Consider the following 18,659-nt stretch of genomic DNA (forward strand, 5'->3'; position numbering starts at 1 on the left):
ATAAAATGAACTCAAGCATTGGAGTGCCCGCTCTTTTAAGGGTAATATTAGCAACAATCCTTCTATTTTATAACGTAAAAAGCATTGCCCAAAATTCAGATGAAATATGGTTTGATAAACCGGCAAACTATTTTGAGGAAACCTTAGTCTTAGGAAATGGCAAAATGGGTGCCTCTATTTTTGGAGGTGCCCAAAACGAAAAAATTTATCTAAATGATATTACCTTATGGTCTGGAGAACCCATGAACCATAATAACAATCCCGAAGCATATAAACATTTACCAGAAATTAGAGCGGCTTTAAAAGCAGAGAACTATAAACTTGCCGATTCTTTAAATAAAAATTTACAAGGCCAATTTAGTGAATCTTATGCCCCTTTGGGCACCCTTTTATTGCACTTTAAAAATGCGTCCAGCATAACCAATTACAAAAGAAATTTAGACTTAAAAACTGCTATAGCCAGTGTAACCTATGAGACCGATACGGTAAAATACAAACGTGAATATTTTATTTCTTACCCAAAAAAAATAATGGTGGTTAGATTTATAGCTAACAAAGAGAAAGCCATAAGTTTTGACCTAAAGTTTGAAAGTCAATTAAAATTTAAAACAAAAGAGTTAGACGGTCAATTAATAGCTACGGGTTATGCCCCGGTTCATGTAGAACCAAGTTATAGGGGTGCCATTAAGAACCCTGTTGTTTTTGATGCCGATAAAGGAACACGGTTTACCAGCGTTTTTAGCATAAAGCATACAGATGGCACGATTAATATTCAAGACTCCATACTATCGGTACAAAACGCAACAGAAGTAGAACTTTTAGTTTCTATTGCCACAAGCTTTAATGGTTATGACAAAAACCCAGCAACAGAAGGGCTAAACCATGAAAATATAGCTTTAGAGCAAATAAAGAGTTCCAAAAAAGAGACGTATGCTGTTCTAAAAAAAGAACATCTAGCGGATTATGGCGAATTATATAATCGAGTAGATTTTAAACTTGTACATAAAGAACTGCCAAATGTACCTACGGACCAACGGCTACTACGTTACGAAACTGGTGCAAATGACCAAAACCTTGAAATTTTATACTTTAATTATGGCAGGTATTTATTAATTGCTTCATCCAGAACAAAAGAAGTGCCTGCTAACCTTCAGGGCTTATGGAATCCGCATATTAGACCACCTTGGAGCAGCAATTACACTATAAATATCAATCTACAGGAAAACTATTGGTTAGCTGAAACAGCCAACTTATCAGAACTACACTTACCTTTATTGAGTTTTATTAACAACCTCTCTAAAACAGGAGCAATAACAGCTAAAACCTATTACGGAACCAATGGGTGGGCAGCTGGGCACAATTCTGATATTTGGGCATTAACAAATCCGGTAGGCGATTTTGGACAAGGAAACCCCAATTGGGCCAACTGGAATATGGGAGGGGTTTGGCTTACCAGTCATTTATGGGAACATTACCTTTACACCCAAGACACCACTTATTTAAAAGAGTATGCCTATCCCATTATTAAAGGTGCGGCCACATTTGCATCAGAATGGTTAATTAAGGATAAACATGGCCAGTATATATCTAGCCCTAGTACTTCTCCAGAAAATTTATACAAAACCCCTGAGGGCTTTATTGGCGCAACTTTATATGGGGCCACTGCCGATATGGCTATGGTAAAAGAGTTGTTTTATAGCTATTTAAATGCTTCAGAAACATTGGGCATTCAAGATGACTCAACTAAAAAGGTTAAGTCCATTCTAGAAAATTTAAGTCCCTATAAAATTGGACAAAAAGGTAACCTGCAAGAGTGGTATTATGACTGGGAAGACCAAAACCCAAAACATAGACACCAAACACACCTTTATGGATTACACCCTGGCAACCACATAACCCCATACCATACTCCAAAATTGGCAGAGGCGGCAAAAACAACCTTAGAAATTAAAGGAGATGACACCACAGGTTGGTCTAAAGGTTGGCGAATAAATCTTTGGGCTCGTCTATGGGACGGTAATAGAGCTTATAAAATGTATAGGGAATTATTACGCTATGTTAACCCAGACACTTCTAAGCCAAATTCTAAACGAGGAGGCACATATCCTAACCTATTTGATGCACACCCCCCTTTTCAGATAGATGGTAATTTTGGAGGTGCTGCAGGTGTAATAGAAATGCTCATGCAATCTAACCCAGAAACTATTTATCTTTTACCTGCACTACCAGACGCATGGCAAGAAGGTAGCATAAAAGGCATAAAAGCTCGTGGTGGCTTTGAAATTGATTTAAATTGGAAGGAGCGTAAACTAATTAAAAGCACGCTATCTTCCGTGAAAGGAGGTAAAACAAACGTTAGCTATAAGGACCGTAAAAAAGAGATAAGTCTTAAGCCAAATGAATCCATAACTGTTTATTGGTAAATTGCTTTAACCAATAAAAAATCCCGAAACTGAATCTAGTTTCGGGATTTTATTTATGTAATGAATAGTAAATTAAACGTGTAAAGCTCTATCATCCGTCGCCGCTAAAGCTGCTTCTTTAACTGCTTCTGCAAACGTAGGGTGTGCATGGCTCATACGAGAAATATCTTCTGCAGACGCTCGGAATTCCATAGCGGTAACTGCTTCTGCAATTAAATCTGCACAACGTGCACCAATCATATGTACCCCCAACACTTCGTCTGTTTGCTTGTCAGCAATAATTTTAACAAAACCATCTATATCCATGCTAGCACGAGCACGCCCCAAAGCACGCATAGGAAATTGCCCTACTTTATAGCTTATGCCTTCTTCTTTTAATTGCTCTTCTGTTTTACCCACAGCGGCAACCTCTGGCCATGTATATACTACTCCAGGAATTAGGTTGTAATCTATATGTGGTTTTTGACCTGCTAAAATTTCTGCTACCATGGTACCTTCCTCTTCTGCCTTATGTGCTAACATTGCGCCACGCACTACATCACCAATGGCATAGATATTAGATACATTGGTTTGTAAATGATCATTTACCACTACCCTACCTCTATCATCTAATTTTACTCCAGCTGCTTCAGCATTTAAACCATCCGTATAAGGTTTTCTACCTACGGATACCAAGCAATAATCGCCCTTAAACTCAACTTCGTTGCCTTTTTTATCGTCTGCTTTTACTACCACTTCATCACCAACACGCTCCACGGACTTAACTTTATGAGAAAGTGCAAATTTCACTTTTTGCTTCTTCATCACTTTAGCAAGTTCTTTAGACAAAGCACCATCCATACCTGGAATTATGCGGTCCATATATTCAATTACCGTAACCTCTGCTCCTAAGCGTTTGTATACTTGACCTAGCTCTAGACCTATTACACCACCACCAATTACTAAAAGATGTTTTGGTTTTTCCTTAAGTTTTAAGGCTTCGGTAGAAGTAATAATTTTTTCCTTATCAATAGAAATAAAAGGCAGACTAGACGGCTTGGAGCCCGTAGCAATAATGGTATTTTTTGCTTCTATAGTTTCTGTACTGCCATCGTTTTTAGCGATAGTAATTGACGTGGCATCTTTAAAACTACCCACACCTTCAAAAACGGTTATTTTATTTTTGTCCATCAAGAACTGAACTCCTTTAGTAGTTTGGTCTACTACCCTGTCCTTTCTGGCTATCATCTGTGCTAAATTCACTTTTATTTCCCCTGGAATTTCAATCCCGTGGTCTTCAAAATGTTTTACAGCATCCTCGTAATGGTGAGAAGAATCTAACAATGCCTTGGATGGGATACAGCCCACATTTAAGCAAGTACCTCCAAGGGTAGTATATTTTTCTATTATAGCTGTTTTTAGGCCTAATTGGGCACAACGTATAGCAGCAACATAGCCTCCAGGTCCAGAACCGATAACGGCCACATCAAATTGACTCATAAATTCAGAATTCAGTATTTAAAACAAAAATACCACATAATATTGGTATAGAAAACTAGGGTATTTAGATGTAAACTGCCGTTGTTTTTTTAACCTGATTAATTACAAAAGAACTTTGGGTACTGCCAATCTGGTCTATCGCCGTTAACTTATTAACCATGAACTCCCTGTATTCCTGCATATTAGCTACATTCACCAATACTATATAATCATAATCCCCACTAATATGTTGGCACTCTTGTACTTCTATTAATTGCTGTATTTGATGCTCAAAACGTAACACATTTTCCTTTGTGTGTTGTACCAACTTAATATGGCAATACACCGTAAAGCTTTTTTGCACCTTTTTTTTATCCACCAACCCAACATAATCTGTAATAATGGCATTGCGCTCTAACCGCTTTATACGCTCAAAAACAGCCGTCGTGGACAACCCTAATTCTAAAGCATACGCTTTTGTAGTCTTTTTGCAGTCTTGTTGCAACAGGTTCAGTAGTTTTTTGTCCGTTGCATCTAATTCCATCTTAATGTCATTCGTTAAACATGAGATTAAAGATAGTAAAAGTGATTAATTTTCTAATAATCAAAATAAATCTGAATTAAATTCTTCATTTTATAAATTCTATTGACAAATACGCTTTTAAAAATGATTTTTACCAAAAAATAGTTCTATCATGAAAAGCAAAGCCGCACAGAAATTACAAGACTTACATTACTTTGGCGAATTTGGAGGTGTAAACCCATCTATATCCGATTCTTCTACCTATACTTTTTTATCTGCAAAGACCATGTTTGATACCTTTGAGGGTAATACCGAAGGTTGTTACTTGTATAGCAGACATTCTTCCCCCTCAAATTTGTATCTAGGTGAAGCTTTAGCAGCATTAGAACAAACAGAATCAGCAAATGTATATGCTAGTGGCATGGGTGCTATTACTGCCGTTATTATGCAATTGTGTAATGCTGACGACCACATAGTAACCAGTAGAACCATTTATGGCGGCACCTATGCATTAATGAAGAATTTTTTACCCAAATTCAATATCAATAGCAGTTTTGTAGACATTACTAAATTAGAGGCTGTTGCGGCTGCTATAACGCCTAAAACCAAAATGATTTACTGTGAGGCAGTAAGTAATCCTCTTTTAGAAATAGCAGATATTACCGCATTGGCTCAACTAGCAAAACAGCACAATATTCCCTTGGTTGTAGACAACACCTTTTCTCCCTTAAGCATTAGCCCAGCAAGCCTTGGTGCAGATATTGTTATCCATAGTTTAACCAAGTTCATTAATGGTACTAGTGATTGTGTAGCTGGTGTGGTTTGCGGTACTACCGATTTTTGCCTGAGTTTAAAAGATGTAAATGACGGTGCAGGTATGCTTTTTGGCAGTACGTTAGATAGCTTACGTGCCGCTTCAATTTTAAAAAATATGCGTACCCTGCATATCAGAATTAAAAAACATAGTGAAAACACCCATTATTTGGCCAACAAATTTGAAGCTGATGGCTTAAAAGTGGTGTATCCTGGTCTAACATCTCACCCCGGGCATGAAACCATGAAAAAACAATTGAATCCAGAATATGGTTTTGGTGGTATGATGACCTTAGACGTTGGTTCTTTAGACAAAGCAAATGCGTTGATGGAACTAATGCAACAAAAAAACTTGGGTTATTTGGCGGTTAGCTTAGGATTTTACAAAACATTATTTAGTGCTCCGGGCACTTCTACCTCTTCAGAAATTCCATTAGAAGAACAGGAAGAAATGGGTCTAACAGATGGTTTAATTCGTTTTTCTATTGGTTTGGACCATGATATAGAGCGTACTTACCAAGCCATGAAAAGTTGCATGTTAAAACTCGGAATACTAGACAGTTCCACAGTTATGATATAATTAGAAGCGTTTTACGGCTTGCAGAACCTAGGTCAAAGTCGTAATATTACAGGATTGCAACTTGTATTACATGGCAGATAACAAACCAACCTACGAACACAGAGAAGACGAGAATATAGTTTCTAATAAAGAACTAAACATTTGGGAGGCACTACTCCCGGTATTTATTCTTGTGGGCATGCTAGCCTTTAATGTGTTTGTCTATGGAGACGATGCGTTAAGTGGGTCTAATCAATTTATTTTATTGCTTGGCGCAGCTGTAGCTGCCATTGTTGGCTTTTTTAACAAAGTCTCTTACAAACAAATGATGGACGAGGTAGCAGAAAATGTACGGTCTACCACGGGAGCGCTATTAATACTTCTTATGGTTGGTGCACTTTCTGGTACTTGGCTCATTAGCGGTATTATTCCCAGTATGATTTATTATGGACTACAAATACTAAACCCAACCATTTTCTTAGCGGCCTGTGTTGTAATTTGTGCCATAATATCTATTGCTACGGGTAGTAGTTGGACCACCGCTGCAACAGTAGGTATCGCCTTAATTGGTATTGGAGAAGCCTTGGGTATTTCTTTGGGGATGACGGCGGGCGCTGTACTTTCCGGAGCCTATTTTGGAGATAAAATGTCGCCTTTAAGTGATACTACCAACTTGGCACCTACCATGGCGGGTGGCGAATTGTTCTCGCATATTAAATACATGACCATCACTACCGTACCCACGGTAATTGTTACTTTAATTGTGTTTATAATCCTTGGCTTTACCATAGAAACAACAGGAACCGCACAAACAGATGCGTTACTAAATACCATTAGCAGTACTTTTAATGTGAGCGGTTGGTTGTTTTTAGTACCCGTTATTGTAGTGGCCATGATTGTAAAAAAAGCACCACCGTTATTGGCCTTGCTAGTAGGTACGCTTTTAGGCGGATTATTCGCACTACTTTTTCAACCAGAAATTGTTGCAAAAATTGGTGGTGGAGAAAGTCTAAACCTACAAACGGCATATAAAGGTGTAATGGATGCCATTACGGTTGACGTAGCTATAGAAACAGAAAATAGTAGCCTTAACGATTTATTTTCTTCTGGAGGAATGAAAGGTATGTTGGGTACCATATGGCTTATTCTTTGCGCTATGGTTTTTGGTGGTATCATGGACGGTATTGGCGCGTTAGAGAGAATTACAAAATCCTTATTAAAATTGGCCAAATCTACTTTTGGACTATTTGCCAGCACCGTTGGTAGCTGTTTGGCTTTGAATATAACGGCATCTGACCAATATTTGGCCATAGTTGTACCAGGTAAAATGTTTTCAAAAGCATACGAAGAAAGAGGGTTAGCCCCAGAAAACTTAAGCAGAACGTTGGAAGATTCCGGTACGGTAACCTCCGTATTAATTCCTTATAATACGTGTGGGGCTTATCATAGCAGCGTATTGGGTGTTGGCGTTGCAGAATATGCTCTTTTTGCCATTTTTAATTGGTTAAGTCCTTTAATGACCCTCTTATTTGCTGCACTTAACATTAAGATTAAGCAATTAGAATCAAAATAAATAAGAAGAGCGATTTAAACAATCGCTCTTTTTTTTATGATATGGTAAAATGAATGATTCATTTTTATCAAAAACGCAATATTACCCTTTCATTTTTGCATTATAGCACTTCCCTATTTAAGTATAATGTTTTCTTATTGTTACTGTTTTTCTACTGCCCTAACTACGAATTAATTTTGCAGAAAATTTTAATAGATAAACACAAATTATGGCAATTGTAGGTAGAAAATTTCCGAACATTGAAGTAAACGCAATAGATGAATTAGGTGATGTATTCAAATTAAACATCCTTAAGAAAGCACAGGAAGAAAAGAAAAAAGTTGTTCTTTTCTGGTACCCAAAAGATTTTACTTTTGTTTGCCCAACAGAATTACACGCTTTTCAAAAAGCGCAAGCAGAATTTGAAAAAAGAAACACGTTGGTAGTTGGTGCTTCTTGTGATACTGCAGAAGTTCACTTTGCTTGGTTAAATACAGAAAAAGATAACGGTGGTATAGAAGGTGTTACCTACCCGCTAATTGCAGATAGCAACAGAAACTTGGCCAGTGCTCTTAATATTTTGGACAATACTACAGAAGAGTACAATGAAGAAACAGATTCTGTATTGTTAGATGGTGACAATGTAACTTTTAGAGCTACTTACCTTATTGATGAAGAAGGTACGGTATTCCATGAAAGTGTAAATCACATGCCATTAGGTAGAAACGTAGCAGAATTTTTACGTTTGGTAGATGCTTACACACACGTACAAGAGAAAGGCGAAGTTTGCCCTGCAGATTGGGAAGAAGGAAAAGAGGCTATGAATGCAGACCGTAAAGGGGTTGCAGATTACTTGGCTAACCACGTAAACTAAATAGTTATGTTGCTAGAATTAGAACAGGACAATTTACAAGAAATAATTGCTGAAAATAGCAATGTAGTTGTGCAATATTCTGCTTCTTGGTGTGGTAACTGCAGAATCATGAAACCTAAGTTTAAAAAAGAAGCTAGGGAAAATGAAGATGTGACCTTTGTTTTGGTTGATGCAGAAAAGTTTCCAGAATCGCGCAAATTGGCAACGGTAGATAACTTGCCAACATTTGCTGCTTTTCAAAATGGAAGTTTAAAAAACCAGGTACAGACCAACAAGTACGATGTTTTAAAAACATTAGTTCATGAGGTTGCCGCTAATTAAACATTTGGTGGCTTTTGCAGAAGCCAACGATGAGGATTTCTTAATAGAAACCGCAGAAACTTTAGAAGACCTTACAGAAAGCCCGTCTTTAAAAGATGAAGAACTGGATACGGTAGGCGAATTAATTTCTAATATCTACGGAGCTATAGAAGTTTACAAAGAAGTAAAGAATGGTACACCCAAAAAAGAAGCCTTAAACGGTTTTATGTCTAGGGTAACTGGGGCCATTGATAAATAAAGGTATTATCACCTTATTATGTAAACCTTCCACATTAACTTGTGGAAGGTTTTCTTTTTGTGCTATTTTTGAGAAAACATAAAAACAAAAAAATGGCTACAGTTACCTTAAAAGGAAACGAAATACACACAATGGGGAACCTACCAGAAGTGGGCAGTACTGCCCCAGATTTTATATTGGTTAAAAACGATTTGAGCGAATGCTCCCTATCAGATTTTAAAGGACAAAAGGTGGTACTAAACATATTTCCAAGTATAGATACCGGAACGTGTGCACAGTCTGTTAGGCAGTTTAACCAAGAAGCAGCAGAATTAGAAAACACCAAAATTTTATGTATCTCTAGAGATTTACCCTTTGCACAAGCCCGTTTTTGTGGTGCAGAAGGCATAGCTAGTGTAGAAACCGTTTCTGACTTTAGGTCTGGAGATTTTGGTAAGGCATACCAATTAGAATTCACAGACGGACCACTAAAAGGCTTACACTCCCGCTCTGTGGTTGTTTTAGATGAAAATGCAAAAGTACTGTATGCAGAACAAGTTGCAGAAACGGTAGACGAGCCTAATTATAAAGCTGCACTTGAAGCCTTGATGGATGCCTAAAGAACCATTTATTATTAACCGCATTAAAAGTGTTGGGTACGCCTTTAAAGGCCTGTTTATTCTGCTTTTTACCGAAGCAAGTATAAAAATTCAGCTTTTTATTGCGGTTATGGTTACTATTGCGGGGTGGTATTTTAAGATATCGGCCATGGAATGGGCATTGCAATTTTTAGCTGTTGGCATGGTCATGGGCATAGAAGGTCTAAATACTGCTGTAGAAAAGATTTCGGACTTTGTACAACCAGAATACGATGAAAAAATAGGCCTAATCAAAGACGTTTCCGCCGGGGCTGTTATGCTGGTTTCCTTAGTTGCGGTGGCAGTTGGTCTAATTATATATATTCCCAAAATACTTTAAAAAGCTTCTGCTTTTACAGCTAAGCTAAATTTGTAAATTTGCCCTTTAATCTAACCTATGGCCAAAAAACGGAGAAAATCCAAAGCATCCTCAACTTCTAAACCAAATCGGTTTGTATTATCCAAAAAGAATAAAATCATTTTTGGGTGTTTCTTAATCGTGTTGAGCATTGCCTTATTCTTCTCGTTTATCTCTTTTTATTTTACGTGGCAAGCAGACCAAAGCTTATTAACAGAATTTAGAGACCGCAATGCAGAGGCCAAAAATTTGCTCAATAAATTTGGAGCAGCGGTAAGCCACTTTTTTATGTATAAAGGCTTTGGCTTAGCATCTTTTGTATTGCCTGTACTCATGGCTATTAGCGGGTTGTATTTCTTTTTAGGATTGCAATACAAAAACTTAATTGGCAAATGGATTTGGGGCCTTATTGGCATGATTTGGACCTCAATAGCTTTGGGTTTCTTTGCATTTGAACAACCGCTTTTGGGTGGGTTGATAGGGTATGAAATGAACGATTTTCTCCAAGATTATGTGGGTAAAATTGGAATATTTCTGTTGTTACTGTTCACTTTGGTCGTAATCTTAGTTCAACTATTCAATTTTTCACCAGAAGCTATTGGCAATTATTTTAAGGCGATGGATTTGCCCAAACGCAAACCAAAACCAGCAAAAAATACGGTTGCTTCAAACGTAGATGATACTACTCTACCCATTTCTGAAGAGGATACGGATATTAATCTTGACACCTACACCCACAAAGAAGACATCCCTCCTTTAGAACCTGAAGTGCCTGACACGGCTGTAGCAAATACATCGGATATGGACATCACCATTGCCCAGCCTGAAGAAGAGGAAGAAGATGTAAGCCTACAAGTAGAAACAACCAAAGAAGAAAAAGAAGAAAGTAGTAGTACCGCAGAGCAATTGGTAAAAGATTTTGGCGAGTTTGACCCTACTTTAGAACTAGGTAATTACAAATTTCCACCCTTGGATTTGTTAGAGCAGCATGGCACCAATACAAGCATTACCATAAATCAAGAAGAATTAGAAGAAAACAAGAACAAAATTGTTTCTACATTAAAAAATTATAAAATTGGTATCGCCCAAATTAAAGCAACAATTGGACCTACCGTTACTTTGTACGAAATTGTTCCAGAAGCTGGTGTACGTATCTCTAAAATTAAAAACCTAGAAGATGATATTGCGCTATCCCTTGCCGCATTAGGCATTCGTATTATCGCACCTATACCGGGAAAGGGTACTATTGGTATAGAAGTTCCTAACAAAAATGCATCTATTGTTAGTATGCGCTCGGTAATTGCATCGTCTAAATTTCAAAAAGCAGAAATGCAATTGCCAATTGCTTTTGGTAAAACCATTAGCAACGAAACCTTTGTGGTAGACCTAGCAAAAATGCCACACATGCTTATGGCAGGTGCCACCGGGCAAGGTAAATCGGTAGGGTTAAATGCGGTAATTACCTCCCTACTCTACAAAAAACATCCGGCAGAGATAAAATTTGTACTGGTAGACCCTAAAAAGGTAGAATTAACACTATATAATAAGATTGAACGCCATTTCTTAGCAAAATTGCCAGATTCTGAAGAGGCTATCATAACGGACAATAGCAAAGTCATTAGTACGCTAAATTCCCTTTGTATAGAGATGGATAACCGCTATGAGCTGTTAAAAACGGCCATGGTTAGAAACATTAAAGAATACAATACCAAGTTTAAAGCTCGTAAATTAAACCCGAACGAAGGGCACAAATACCTCCCGTACATTATATTGGTTATAGATGAGTTTGCAGATTTAATCATGACAGCAGGCAAAGAGGTAGAAACACCTATTGCCCGTTTGGCGCAGTTGGCAAGAGCTATTGGGATACACCTAATAATTGCTACGCAAAGACCTTCGGTAAACGTAATAACCGGTATTATTAAAGCGAACTTCCCTGCACGTATTGCGTTTAGGGTAACCTCTAAAATTGATTCTAGAACTATTTTAGACGCGCAAGGTGCAGACCAATTAATTGGTCGTGGAGATATGCTTTACACTCAGGGTAATGATGTTACCCGTATACAATGTGCCTTTGTAGATACGCCAGAAGTTAGTAAAATAACCGAATTTATTGGTTCTCAACGGGCTTTCCCAGACGCGCATTTACTGCCAGAATATGTAGGTGAGGACTCTGGCACGGGAATTGATATTGATGTGAGCGACAGGGACAGTAAGTTTAGAGAAGCGGCAGAAGTTATCGTTATTGCTCAACAAGGTTCGGCCTCTTTAATTCAACGTAAATTGAAGTTAGGCTATAACCGAGCTGGTAGAATCATAGACCAACTAGAAGCAGCGGGAATTGTTGGCCCTTTTGAAGGTAGTAAAGCTAGACAGGTACTAGTACCGGACATGGTAGCTTTAGACCAATTATTAGAAAACGAATCGTAATTTAAAACGAATAGAAGAACATGAAAAAAGTACTATCCTTAATTTTAGTATTAGGTTTAACTACTGCAGCATTTGCCCAAAATTCGCAAAAGGCAAAAGCTTTGTTGGATGATGTATACAACAAAGTAAAATCTTATGACAATATTGAAGTAGCCTTTAAATATGCCCTAGAAAATACTGAAGCTAACACCAAGAGCGAAACCAAAGGTAATGCAAGCCTTGCGGGAGAAAAATACCGTGTAAACTTATTTGGGGCAACGCAAATTTATGATGGTAATAAGGTGTATACTATTGTACCAGATAATGAAGAGGTAACCATAGACGATAAATCCGAGGAAGAAAACACGGTTACCCCTTCTAAAATGCTTACTTTTTATAGAGAAGGGCATAACTATGCGTGGGATATTCTACAAAATGTAAATGGCAGAAAAATACAATACGTAAAGCTTACGCCCATAGATAGTAATTCTGAAATTAAGTCTATTTTGTTGGGCATAGATGCCGAAACCAAGCATATTTATAAGTTGATAGAAACTGGAAAAAACAGTACCAAAACTACAATCACAGTTAATTCTTTTAAAACGAATCAGCCTTTATCAAAAAGCTTGTTTACCTTTGACCAAGCCAAGTATGAAGACGAAGGATATTACATTATTAAAAACTAATATCCAGTTTAGATAAAACAAGTTAAAGAGGACCTTGGCTTAGGCCCTCTTTTATTTTTAAAAAACGCAAGAAAGCAAGCCCGTGTTACCCATAATTGACCGGTATATATTATCGCGATTCCTCTACAACTTTTTTAGTTCGTTCGCCATATTAATGGTCATCTTTATCTTTCAAACTGTTTGGTTATTCATAGACGATTTGGCGGGTAAAGACTTGGATTTGGCCATAATTGGCAAGTTCTTGCTGTATTACATGCCCACTCTTATAGACAAAGTATTACCACTAACGGTACTTTTGGCGTCTATTTTAACATTTGGAACCTTTGCAGAAAATTATGAGTTTGCGGCTATGAAGGCTTCTGGCGTATCCTTACAAAAAGCCATGCGAAGCATTATTGTTTTTGTAATGGTGTTAGGTGTTGGGGCCTTTTTCTTAGCAAACAATATTATACCAGCTTCTGAACAGAAGATTTTTAACATGAGAAGAAATATTGCTAAAGTAAAACCAGCAGCTGTTATAGTAGAAGGCGTTTTTAGTGATATTGAAGGTACTGACATGAATATGAAAGTGGCCAAAAAAACTGGGGATAACGACCAATTTTTAGAAGACGTTATAATTCACCAAAAATCTAAAAATAACGTAAACACTACGGTCATTAAAGCTAAACAAGGTGAACTAATTAGTAGTGAAGGTTCTGATATCATATCGTTAGTGCTTAAAGATGGGCATTATTACGAAGATATGAATGCCAAATCTGCCGAAAAGAAACGTAAGCATCCGTATACCCGTTCTTATTTTGATGTGTACACTAAAAATATTGATGTTTCGTCTTTAAACGAACAAGATATTGAAGCAGAGTCTGATATTATGACGGATAAGATGAAAAATGTTGTTCGTCTTAATAAAGATATTGACTCCTTAAAAGAGAGCAACCAAAAACAAGTTGCTGCCTTTTCTAAGAATATTTATTCCAGAATGGGGGCGTTTCCGGCAACAAAGAAAGATTCGGTAAGCAAAACGTTCATTAAAGAAAAAGCACTAGATAGTACCAAACTAGATTCCACCATTGCCATAGCTTCTATACCCGATTTATATAAAGAATGGCAACAGACCCAAATTTATAATAATGCGAAGAATTCCGTAAAAAATATAATGAATACGGTAAATTCCAAAAAAGATGAATTGAACAAACGTTACGAGATTTATAACCGGCATATTTTATCACTTCACAAGAAATTTGCCTTGGCACTATCCTGTATAATTCTCTTTTTTGTTGGCGCACCACTTGGGGCCATTATAAGAAAAGGAGGTTTAGGCTTGCCTATGGTAATAGCCATAGTGTTGTTTTTGGCCTATTATTTTATTGGGGTATTTGCAGAAAATTCTGCAAAAAAAGGCGGTATCAACCCTATTTTAGGTGCTTGGTTGTCTACCATCATTATGCTTCCGCTAGGGGTTTATCTAACCAAAAGAGCTACCGAAGATAGAGGCTTAATGGGAGATGGCAACTGGATCCAACAATTATCTAAATTGTTCAAAAAGAAGAAAAAGAAACAAGCTGCTAACTAAGATGCAAGAAATACAATTAAACACAATAGAAGAAGCAATTGCCGACATTAGGGCAGGTAAGGTAATTATTGTAGTTGATGATGAAAATAGGGAAAATGAGGGGGACTTTTTAGCTGCTGCAGAATTGATTACCCCAGAAACCATAAATTTCATGGCTACTCATGGTAAGGGGTTAATATGTGCTCCGTTAACCGAAGGCCGGTGTCATCAGCTAGGATTGCATAGAATGGTTACACACAATACAGACCCTTTAGAGACTGCTTTTACCGTTTCTGTTGATTTAAGAGGAAATGGGGTTACCACTGGAATTTCTGCTAGTGACCGTGCAAAAACCGTATTGTCTCTTGTAGACAATAACACCAAAGCACATGAATTAGGGAGACCTGGTCATATTTTTCCATTAATTGCTAAAGAAGGTGGCGTTCTTAGAAGAACAGGGCATACAGAAGCCGCTATAGATTTTGCCAGATTGGCCGGTTTAAAACCTGCAGGGGTTATTGTAGAAATCATGAACGAAGATGGTTCTATGGCTCGCTTACCACAATTAATGAAAGTTGCCAAAAAGTTCGATTTAAAAATTGTTTCTATAGAAGATTTGGTGGCTTACCGTATGGAACACGATAGTCTTATAGAAAAGAAAGAAGATTTTACCATTAAAACCCGTTTTGGTGCATTTCGCTTACGTGCCTATAAACAAACTACCAATGACCAAGTACATATTGCCCTAACCAAAGGAAGTTGGAAAAAAGGCGAATCTGTACTAACCCGTATTAACAGTACCTTAGTTAACAACGATATTTTAGGAACTTTAACCAATAATCCGGACGATAAACTTTCGGATATGTTCAAAGCTATTGACAAAGAAGAAAAAGGAGCTTTTGTGTTCGTGAACCAGGAACCTAAAAGCATGAACCTACTTTCTAGGCTAGCTCAAGTAAAAGAGCTACAGATCAACGGTGTATATAAAGCACCTAAAATAGAAATGGACAACAAAGATTTTGGTGTAGGCGCACAAATCTTACATGATTTAAACCTTACCAAAATACGGTTGCTTACCAATTCTGAACAAAGCAAACGAGTTGGTATTGTTGGTTACGGTCTAGAAATAGTAGATTATGTAGGTTACTAGCAAGTAATTATAGCGATGAAATAACCGCTAACATTTTGTTTGCCCTTTCTTGCATTTCGGTTGCGGACCAACCTAGTTTTATTAAACAAGATATGTTTCTAGATACCCATTGGTCAGAACTAGAAAAATCTGTCTTGTTATAATCTGGTAATTGATAAAGTACCTCTTGCGGTAATTTTCCAAGCGCGGTCTTGTGTATTAAATGTTCCCATTTACGATAATAATGCCAATTGTTATCAAACCAATAAAAACAAGCATCTACCCCATTTTCACCAAACAACTTATACGCTTTTTTAGCCAGTTGATGAGTGGGCAAGTAAAAATTTAAAAATGAATAATTTTCAACTCCTCCTTCTGGAACTCGTCTAAAATTGACTTTATCTAATTGGCCCAATGTATTTTTTAGAATGGTATAGTTACGTTTTTGCAAGGCCAAAATGCCGTCTAACTTCTTAAGTTGGGCACAGCCTACCGCCGCGTTCAATTCAGAAATTCTAAAATTATAACCCAAGAATGGATGTGCTTCTGCCCCCCTATCCTTACCTATATGGTCATGACCATGGTCTGCATACATATGAGCATTCTCATAATACGTCTTATTATTGGTAATTACCGCACCACCTTCTCCGCAGGTAATCGTCTTTACATAATCAAAAGAAAAACAACCCAAATCACCAATGCTTCCTAAGGGCTCTCCTTTATAAGTGCCTCCAATAGCTTGGCAGGCATCTTCTAAAAGCAATAAATTATGTTTGGCACAGATTGCCTTTAACTTATCCAAATCGGCCATTGAACCACACATATGCACAGGCATTACCACCTTTGTCTTTGGCGTTATGGCTTTTTCTACCGCAACAGGATCTATGGTAAGGGTGTCGTCTACATCTACTAGAATTGGAACAGCCCCAATGGCTAGAATAGATTCAAAACTTGCCACAAAAGTAAATGTAGGCATTATAACTTCATCACCGGCACCAACACCGGCACTAGCCAAAGCTACGGTTAAAGCAGCGGTACCACTACTTACAGCATGCGCATAGCTAGTTTGCATACGTTTTGCCAACGCATTTTCAAGTTCTTTAGTTTTCCAGTGCCCATTACGCATACCATCAAAACCATAGCGCATTAAAACAGTAGAATTTAATACATCATTTACTTCTTTTTTTTCTTCATCCGAAAAAATTTCAAAACCTGGCATAGCTTATTTTTAATAGTAAAACAAAAGTAGGAATTAGAAAAGGAATAACCATTTGTAAAATTTACTTGAAATTGTTTTCTAGAAATTAAAAAAGGTTCTTATATTTGCACCCGCTTAGGAGAAATGGCAGAGTGGTCGAATGCGGCAGTCTTGAAAACTGTTGAGGGTCACACCTCCGGGGGTTCGAATCCCTCTTTCTCCGCAAATGGGTGCTAAGCCCAATAAGAAAAACCGCAGAGTTAGCTCTAGCGGTTTTTTTATTATTCCTAAATTGGCTTCTTTAATTATGAAACACTGACCTACTCTTTTTGAGATAGTCAGTTTATATAATAGAACTATTTTGCCTTATCCTATTTTTAAAACAATTGTAGTATAACTGATTAGATATAGACAATAATAGTACCATAAACTATTAAATAGGTATTATTACCGTTTTACATATTTAAATAGATACTAATTACTGCTCCGTAGAAGCTTTCTTGATAGTGAACCGCTACCACGCTTTAAAATCTTACTCGTATTAAGCAATATATTCATACAAAATCCCAAAACCAGAAATTACTTCTACTAAAAAACAATTTTGGTTATTTATTAGAACTGGGTTTTGAACTCAGTAAATAATTAAAAAACACGTTAAACGACACTTTTTTACCGCTCATCTACATATCATTTCACTTAATTATCGACGAAATGCTCATTTTTATCGGTTAAAATGCAAAACCTATGAATTTTTCATAAGTACTTCACTTCATTCTTTACGGACATTTGTAATGTAAATAGTTCAAAAACCCAATTTGTTATGAAACCTACTTTAAAACTTTGCTTAACGGCTTTCTTTGCAGTTCTTGCCAGTAGCGCTTCTTTAAATGCGCAAGGCATAGAAAAAAACGAAACGAACAAAAACATTGATGATTATCTAGAGCTTTTAGCTTTGGGATATTCTGAAGTTGAAATCTTCCAAGATTTAGGAAATGTAAATTTTATTCTTGAAAAATATGATGTTGCTGCTTTTTGGTATGAAAAATTGATGGCGACAAACGCTCTTGGTGCAGACCAATCTAAATATGAAGAAAGATTGGCTTTTGCACAAGAAAAAATGCAGAACGGTAATACTACATTAACCTCTGCAGAAGATTGGTTGGCACAAATAGAAAAAGATTACCAATCTAACGCGAGTAACGTACAACACGGTGTTGCTGCTTTAAAAGAAAACTTAAAACTAAGCAGCGAGGTTGTTGTTTCTCCTAATGGTAAGTATGCCTTTTTTACAATGGCTTCTTTTATAAAACCAGAATATGGTGCATTTTCTAAAAAAGAAGAAGTACATGAACTATACCGAGTTGAGTTAAATGGTGATAAGTATACCAACATTACTAAGTTAAAAGTATGTCCAAAGCATTTTTCTGCTAAACACCCAACTATCTCTGCAGATGGCAAGCAATTGTTCTTTGCTTCTAATATGCCTGGTACTTATGGTAAGTATGACATCTATGTTGCCAATGTTTTTGCCAACGGATCAGTTGGTAAGCCGTTAAACTTAGGTCCAAAGGTAAATACCAAGAAAGACGATATTAATCCAAGCTTTGGAACGGACAATACCTTATATTTTGCCTCTAACGGTAGAAAAGGTTTCGGTGGATTGGATTTATACGCGGTAACCGTAAATGGTGCTAAATTGGGAAACACTAAAAACCTTGGTAACAGCATCAACAGTTCTAAAGATGACTTTGCCATACAATTTAACGGGCAAGATGGTTTAGCACAGGTAACCACAAATAGAATAAAATCAAATACCATTAGTCAAGTTGCAGTGGCTTTTCCAAAAAGTAACAGCAGCATTAGTATACAAAAAGACGAAGACGCCTTAATGAGAGCGTTAAATCACGACACTACAAAAGATTTATCAACAACAACTTTTGACGATGAATAAT

The 18,659-nt window shown here is 37.1% G+C and carries 16 protein-coding genes and 1 tRNA gene; 14 read left to right on the forward strand and 3 right to left on the reverse strand.

Annotation, left to right across the window (positions count from 1 at the left end):
* The first annotated feature begins 5 nt into the window (after positions 1-5).
* A complete protein-coding gene (locus ACXAGS_RS06310) occupies positions 6-2,423 on the forward strand; it encodes a glycoside hydrolase family 95 protein (protein ID WP_474905515.1) in 2,418 nt (805 codons plus the stop codon).
* Between the two features lie 72 nt (positions 2,424-2,495).
* On the opposite strand, the gene lpdA is transcribed toward ACXAGS_RS06310, so the two are convergent.
* Complete coding sequence (gene lpdA, locus ACXAGS_RS06315) at positions 2,496-3,902, reverse strand: dihydrolipoyl dehydrogenase (protein ID WP_474905517.1); 1,407 nt, start codon at positions 3,900-3,902, stop codon at positions 2,496-2,498.
* Between the two features lie 64 nt (positions 3,903-3,966).
* Positions 3,967-4,425: an Lrp/AsnC family transcriptional regulator gene (locus tag ACXAGS_RS06320; protein ID WP_474905519.1), complete on the reverse strand. Its 459-nt coding sequence runs from the start codon at positions 4,423-4,425 to the stop codon at positions 3,967-3,969.
* Between the two features lie 151 nt (positions 4,426-4,576).
* Here ACXAGS_RS06320 and ACXAGS_RS06325 point away from each other — a divergent pair, with 151 nt between their 5' ends.
* From ACXAGS_RS06325 to ribB, 11 genes are all read left to right on the forward strand, one after another.
* Entirely contained in the window at positions 4,577-5,797 is a 1,221-nt protein-coding gene (locus ACXAGS_RS06325; protein WP_474905521.1) for an aminotransferase class I/II-fold pyridoxal phosphate-dependent enzyme, read from the forward strand.
* A 70-nt stretch (positions 5,798-5,867) separates the two neighbouring features.
* Positions 5,868-7,349 carry a Na+/H+ antiporter NhaC gene (gene nhaC, locus ACXAGS_RS06330; RefSeq protein ID WP_474905523.1) on the forward strand — a complete coding sequence of 494 codons (1,482 nt, stop codon included), beginning with the start codon at positions 5,868-5,870 and terminating at the stop codon, positions 7,347-7,349.
* Between the two features lie 208 nt (positions 7,350-7,557).
* Positions 7,558-8,202 carry a peroxiredoxin gene (locus ACXAGS_RS06335; protein ID WP_474905525.1) on the forward strand — a complete coding sequence of 215 codons (645 nt, stop codon included), beginning with the start codon at positions 7,558-7,560 and terminating at the stop codon, positions 8,200-8,202.
* Between the two features lie 6 nt (positions 8,203-8,208).
* Positions 8,209-8,523 carry a thioredoxin family protein gene (locus tag ACXAGS_RS06340; RefSeq protein WP_474905527.1) on the forward strand — a complete coding sequence of 105 codons (315 nt, stop codon included), beginning with the start codon at positions 8,209-8,211 and terminating at the stop codon, positions 8,521-8,523.
* On the forward strand, positions 8,504-8,761 hold the full coding sequence (locus ACXAGS_RS06345; protein WP_474905529.1) for a DUF6952 family protein: 258 nt from the start codon (positions 8,504-8,506) through the stop codon (positions 8,759-8,761). Before ACXAGS_RS06340 ends, ACXAGS_RS06345 begins: the two co-directional genes overlap by 20 nt.
* 92 nt (positions 8,762-8,853) lie before the next feature.
* Positions 8,854-9,360 (forward strand): thiol peroxidase, encoded by a 507-nt coding sequence (tpx, locus tag ACXAGS_RS06350; protein ID WP_474905531.1) that lies wholly within the window; start codon positions 8,854-8,856, stop codon positions 9,358-9,360.
* Positions 9,353-9,718, forward strand: coding sequence for a diacylglycerol kinase family protein (locus ACXAGS_RS06355; RefSeq protein WP_010516569.1), 366 nt, complete (start codon positions 9,353-9,355; stop codon positions 9,716-9,718). The genes tpx and ACXAGS_RS06355 overlap by 8 nt, the downstream gene beginning before the upstream one ends.
* 57 nt (positions 9,719-9,775) lie before the next feature.
* Positions 9,776-12,166, forward strand: coding sequence for an FtsK/SpoIIIE family DNA translocase (locus tag ACXAGS_RS06360; protein ID WP_474905533.1), 2,391 nt, complete (start codon positions 9,776-9,778; stop codon positions 12,164-12,166).
* 20 nt (positions 12,167-12,186) lie between these two features.
* Positions 12,187-12,831, forward strand: coding sequence for an outer membrane lipoprotein periplasmic chaperone LolA1 (gene lolA1 / locus ACXAGS_RS06365; RefSeq protein WP_474905535.1), 645 nt, complete (start codon positions 12,187-12,189; stop codon positions 12,829-12,831).
* 106 nt (positions 12,832-12,937) lie between these two features.
* Complete coding sequence (locus ACXAGS_RS06370; RefSeq protein ID WP_474906123.1) at positions 12,938-14,401, forward strand: LptF/LptG family permease; 1,464 nt, start codon at positions 12,938-12,940, stop codon at positions 14,399-14,401.
* Between the two features lies 1 nt (position 14,402).
* Positions 14,403-15,530: a 3,4-dihydroxy-2-butanone-4-phosphate synthase gene (ribB, locus tag ACXAGS_RS06375; RefSeq protein WP_474905537.1), complete on the forward strand. Its 1,128-nt coding sequence runs from the start codon at positions 14,403-14,405 to the stop codon at positions 15,528-15,530.
* A 7-nt stretch (positions 15,531-15,537) separates the two neighbouring features.
* On the opposite strand, the gene ACXAGS_RS06380 is transcribed toward ribB, so the two are convergent.
* Complete coding sequence (locus tag ACXAGS_RS06380) at positions 15,538-16,728, reverse strand: DegT/DnrJ/EryC1/StrS family aminotransferase (RefSeq protein WP_474905539.1); 1,191 nt, start codon at positions 16,726-16,728, stop codon at positions 15,538-15,540.
* A gap of 117 nt (positions 16,729-16,845) precedes the next feature.
* Here ACXAGS_RS06380 and ACXAGS_RS06385 point away from each other — a divergent pair.
* Positions 16,846-16,930, forward strand: a tRNA-Ser gene (locus ACXAGS_RS06385).
* A 597-nt stretch (positions 16,931-17,527) separates the two neighbouring features.
* Positions 17,528-18,658, forward strand: a complete 1,131-nt coding sequence (locus ACXAGS_RS06390; RefSeq protein ID WP_474905541.1) for a TolB family protein — start codon at positions 17,528-17,530, stop codon at positions 18,656-18,658.
* Position 18,659 lies beyond the last annotated feature (1 nt).

The organism is Croceivirga sp. ABH4_376 (assembly GCF_056160685.1).

What these genes read in the sequence shown, in the direction of transcription:
- ACXAGS_RS06310 (WP_474905515.1), top strand. Translation starts at nt 6, where the DNA reads ATGAACTCAAGCATTGGAGTGCCCGCTCTTTTAAGGGTAATATTAGCA.
- lpdA (WP_474905517.1), bottom strand. Translation starts at nt 3,902, where the DNA reads ATGAGTCAATTTGATGTGGCCGTTATCGGTTCTGGACCTGGAGGCTAT.
- ACXAGS_RS06320 (WP_474905519.1), bottom strand. Translation starts at nt 4,425, where the DNA reads ATGGAATTAGATGCAACGGACAAAAAACTACTGAACCTGTTGCAACAA.
- ACXAGS_RS06325 (WP_474905521.1), top strand. Translation starts at nt 4,577, where the DNA reads ATGAAAAGCAAAGCCGCACAGAAATTACAAGACTTACATTACTTTGGC.
- nhaC (WP_474905523.1), top strand. Translation starts at nt 5,868, where the DNA reads ATGGCAGATAACAAACCAACCTACGAACACAGAGAAGACGAGAATATA.
- ACXAGS_RS06335 (WP_474905525.1), top strand. Translation starts at nt 7,558, where the DNA reads ATGGCAATTGTAGGTAGAAAATTTCCGAACATTGAAGTAAACGCAATA.
- ACXAGS_RS06340 (WP_474905527.1), top strand. Translation starts at nt 8,209, where the DNA reads ATGTTGCTAGAATTAGAACAGGACAATTTACAAGAAATAATTGCTGAA.
- ACXAGS_RS06345 (WP_474905529.1), top strand. Translation starts at nt 8,504, where the DNA reads ATGAGGTTGCCGCTAATTAAACATTTGGTGGCTTTTGCAGAAGCCAAC.
- tpx (WP_474905531.1), top strand. Translation starts at nt 8,854, where the DNA reads ATGGCTACAGTTACCTTAAAAGGAAACGAAATACACACAATGGGGAAC.
- ACXAGS_RS06355 (WP_010516569.1), top strand. Translation starts at nt 9,353, where the DNA reads ATGCCTAAAGAACCATTTATTATTAACCGCATTAAAAGTGTTGGGTAC.
- ACXAGS_RS06360 (WP_474905533.1), top strand. Translation starts at nt 9,776, where the DNA reads ATGGCCAAAAAACGGAGAAAATCCAAAGCATCCTCAACTTCTAAACCA.
- lolA1 (WP_474905535.1), top strand. Translation starts at nt 12,187, where the DNA reads ATGAAAAAAGTACTATCCTTAATTTTAGTATTAGGTTTAACTACTGCA.
- ribB (WP_474905537.1), top strand. Translation starts at nt 14,403, where the DNA reads ATGCAAGAAATACAATTAAACACAATAGAAGAAGCAATTGCCGACATT.
- ACXAGS_RS06380 (WP_474905539.1), bottom strand. Translation starts at nt 16,728, where the DNA reads ATGCCAGGTTTTGAAATTTTTTCGGATGAAGAAAAAAAAGAAGTAAAT.
- ACXAGS_RS06390 (WP_474905541.1), top strand. Translation starts at nt 17,528, where the DNA reads ATGAAACCTACTTTAAAACTTTGCTTAACGGCTTTCTTTGCAGTTCTT.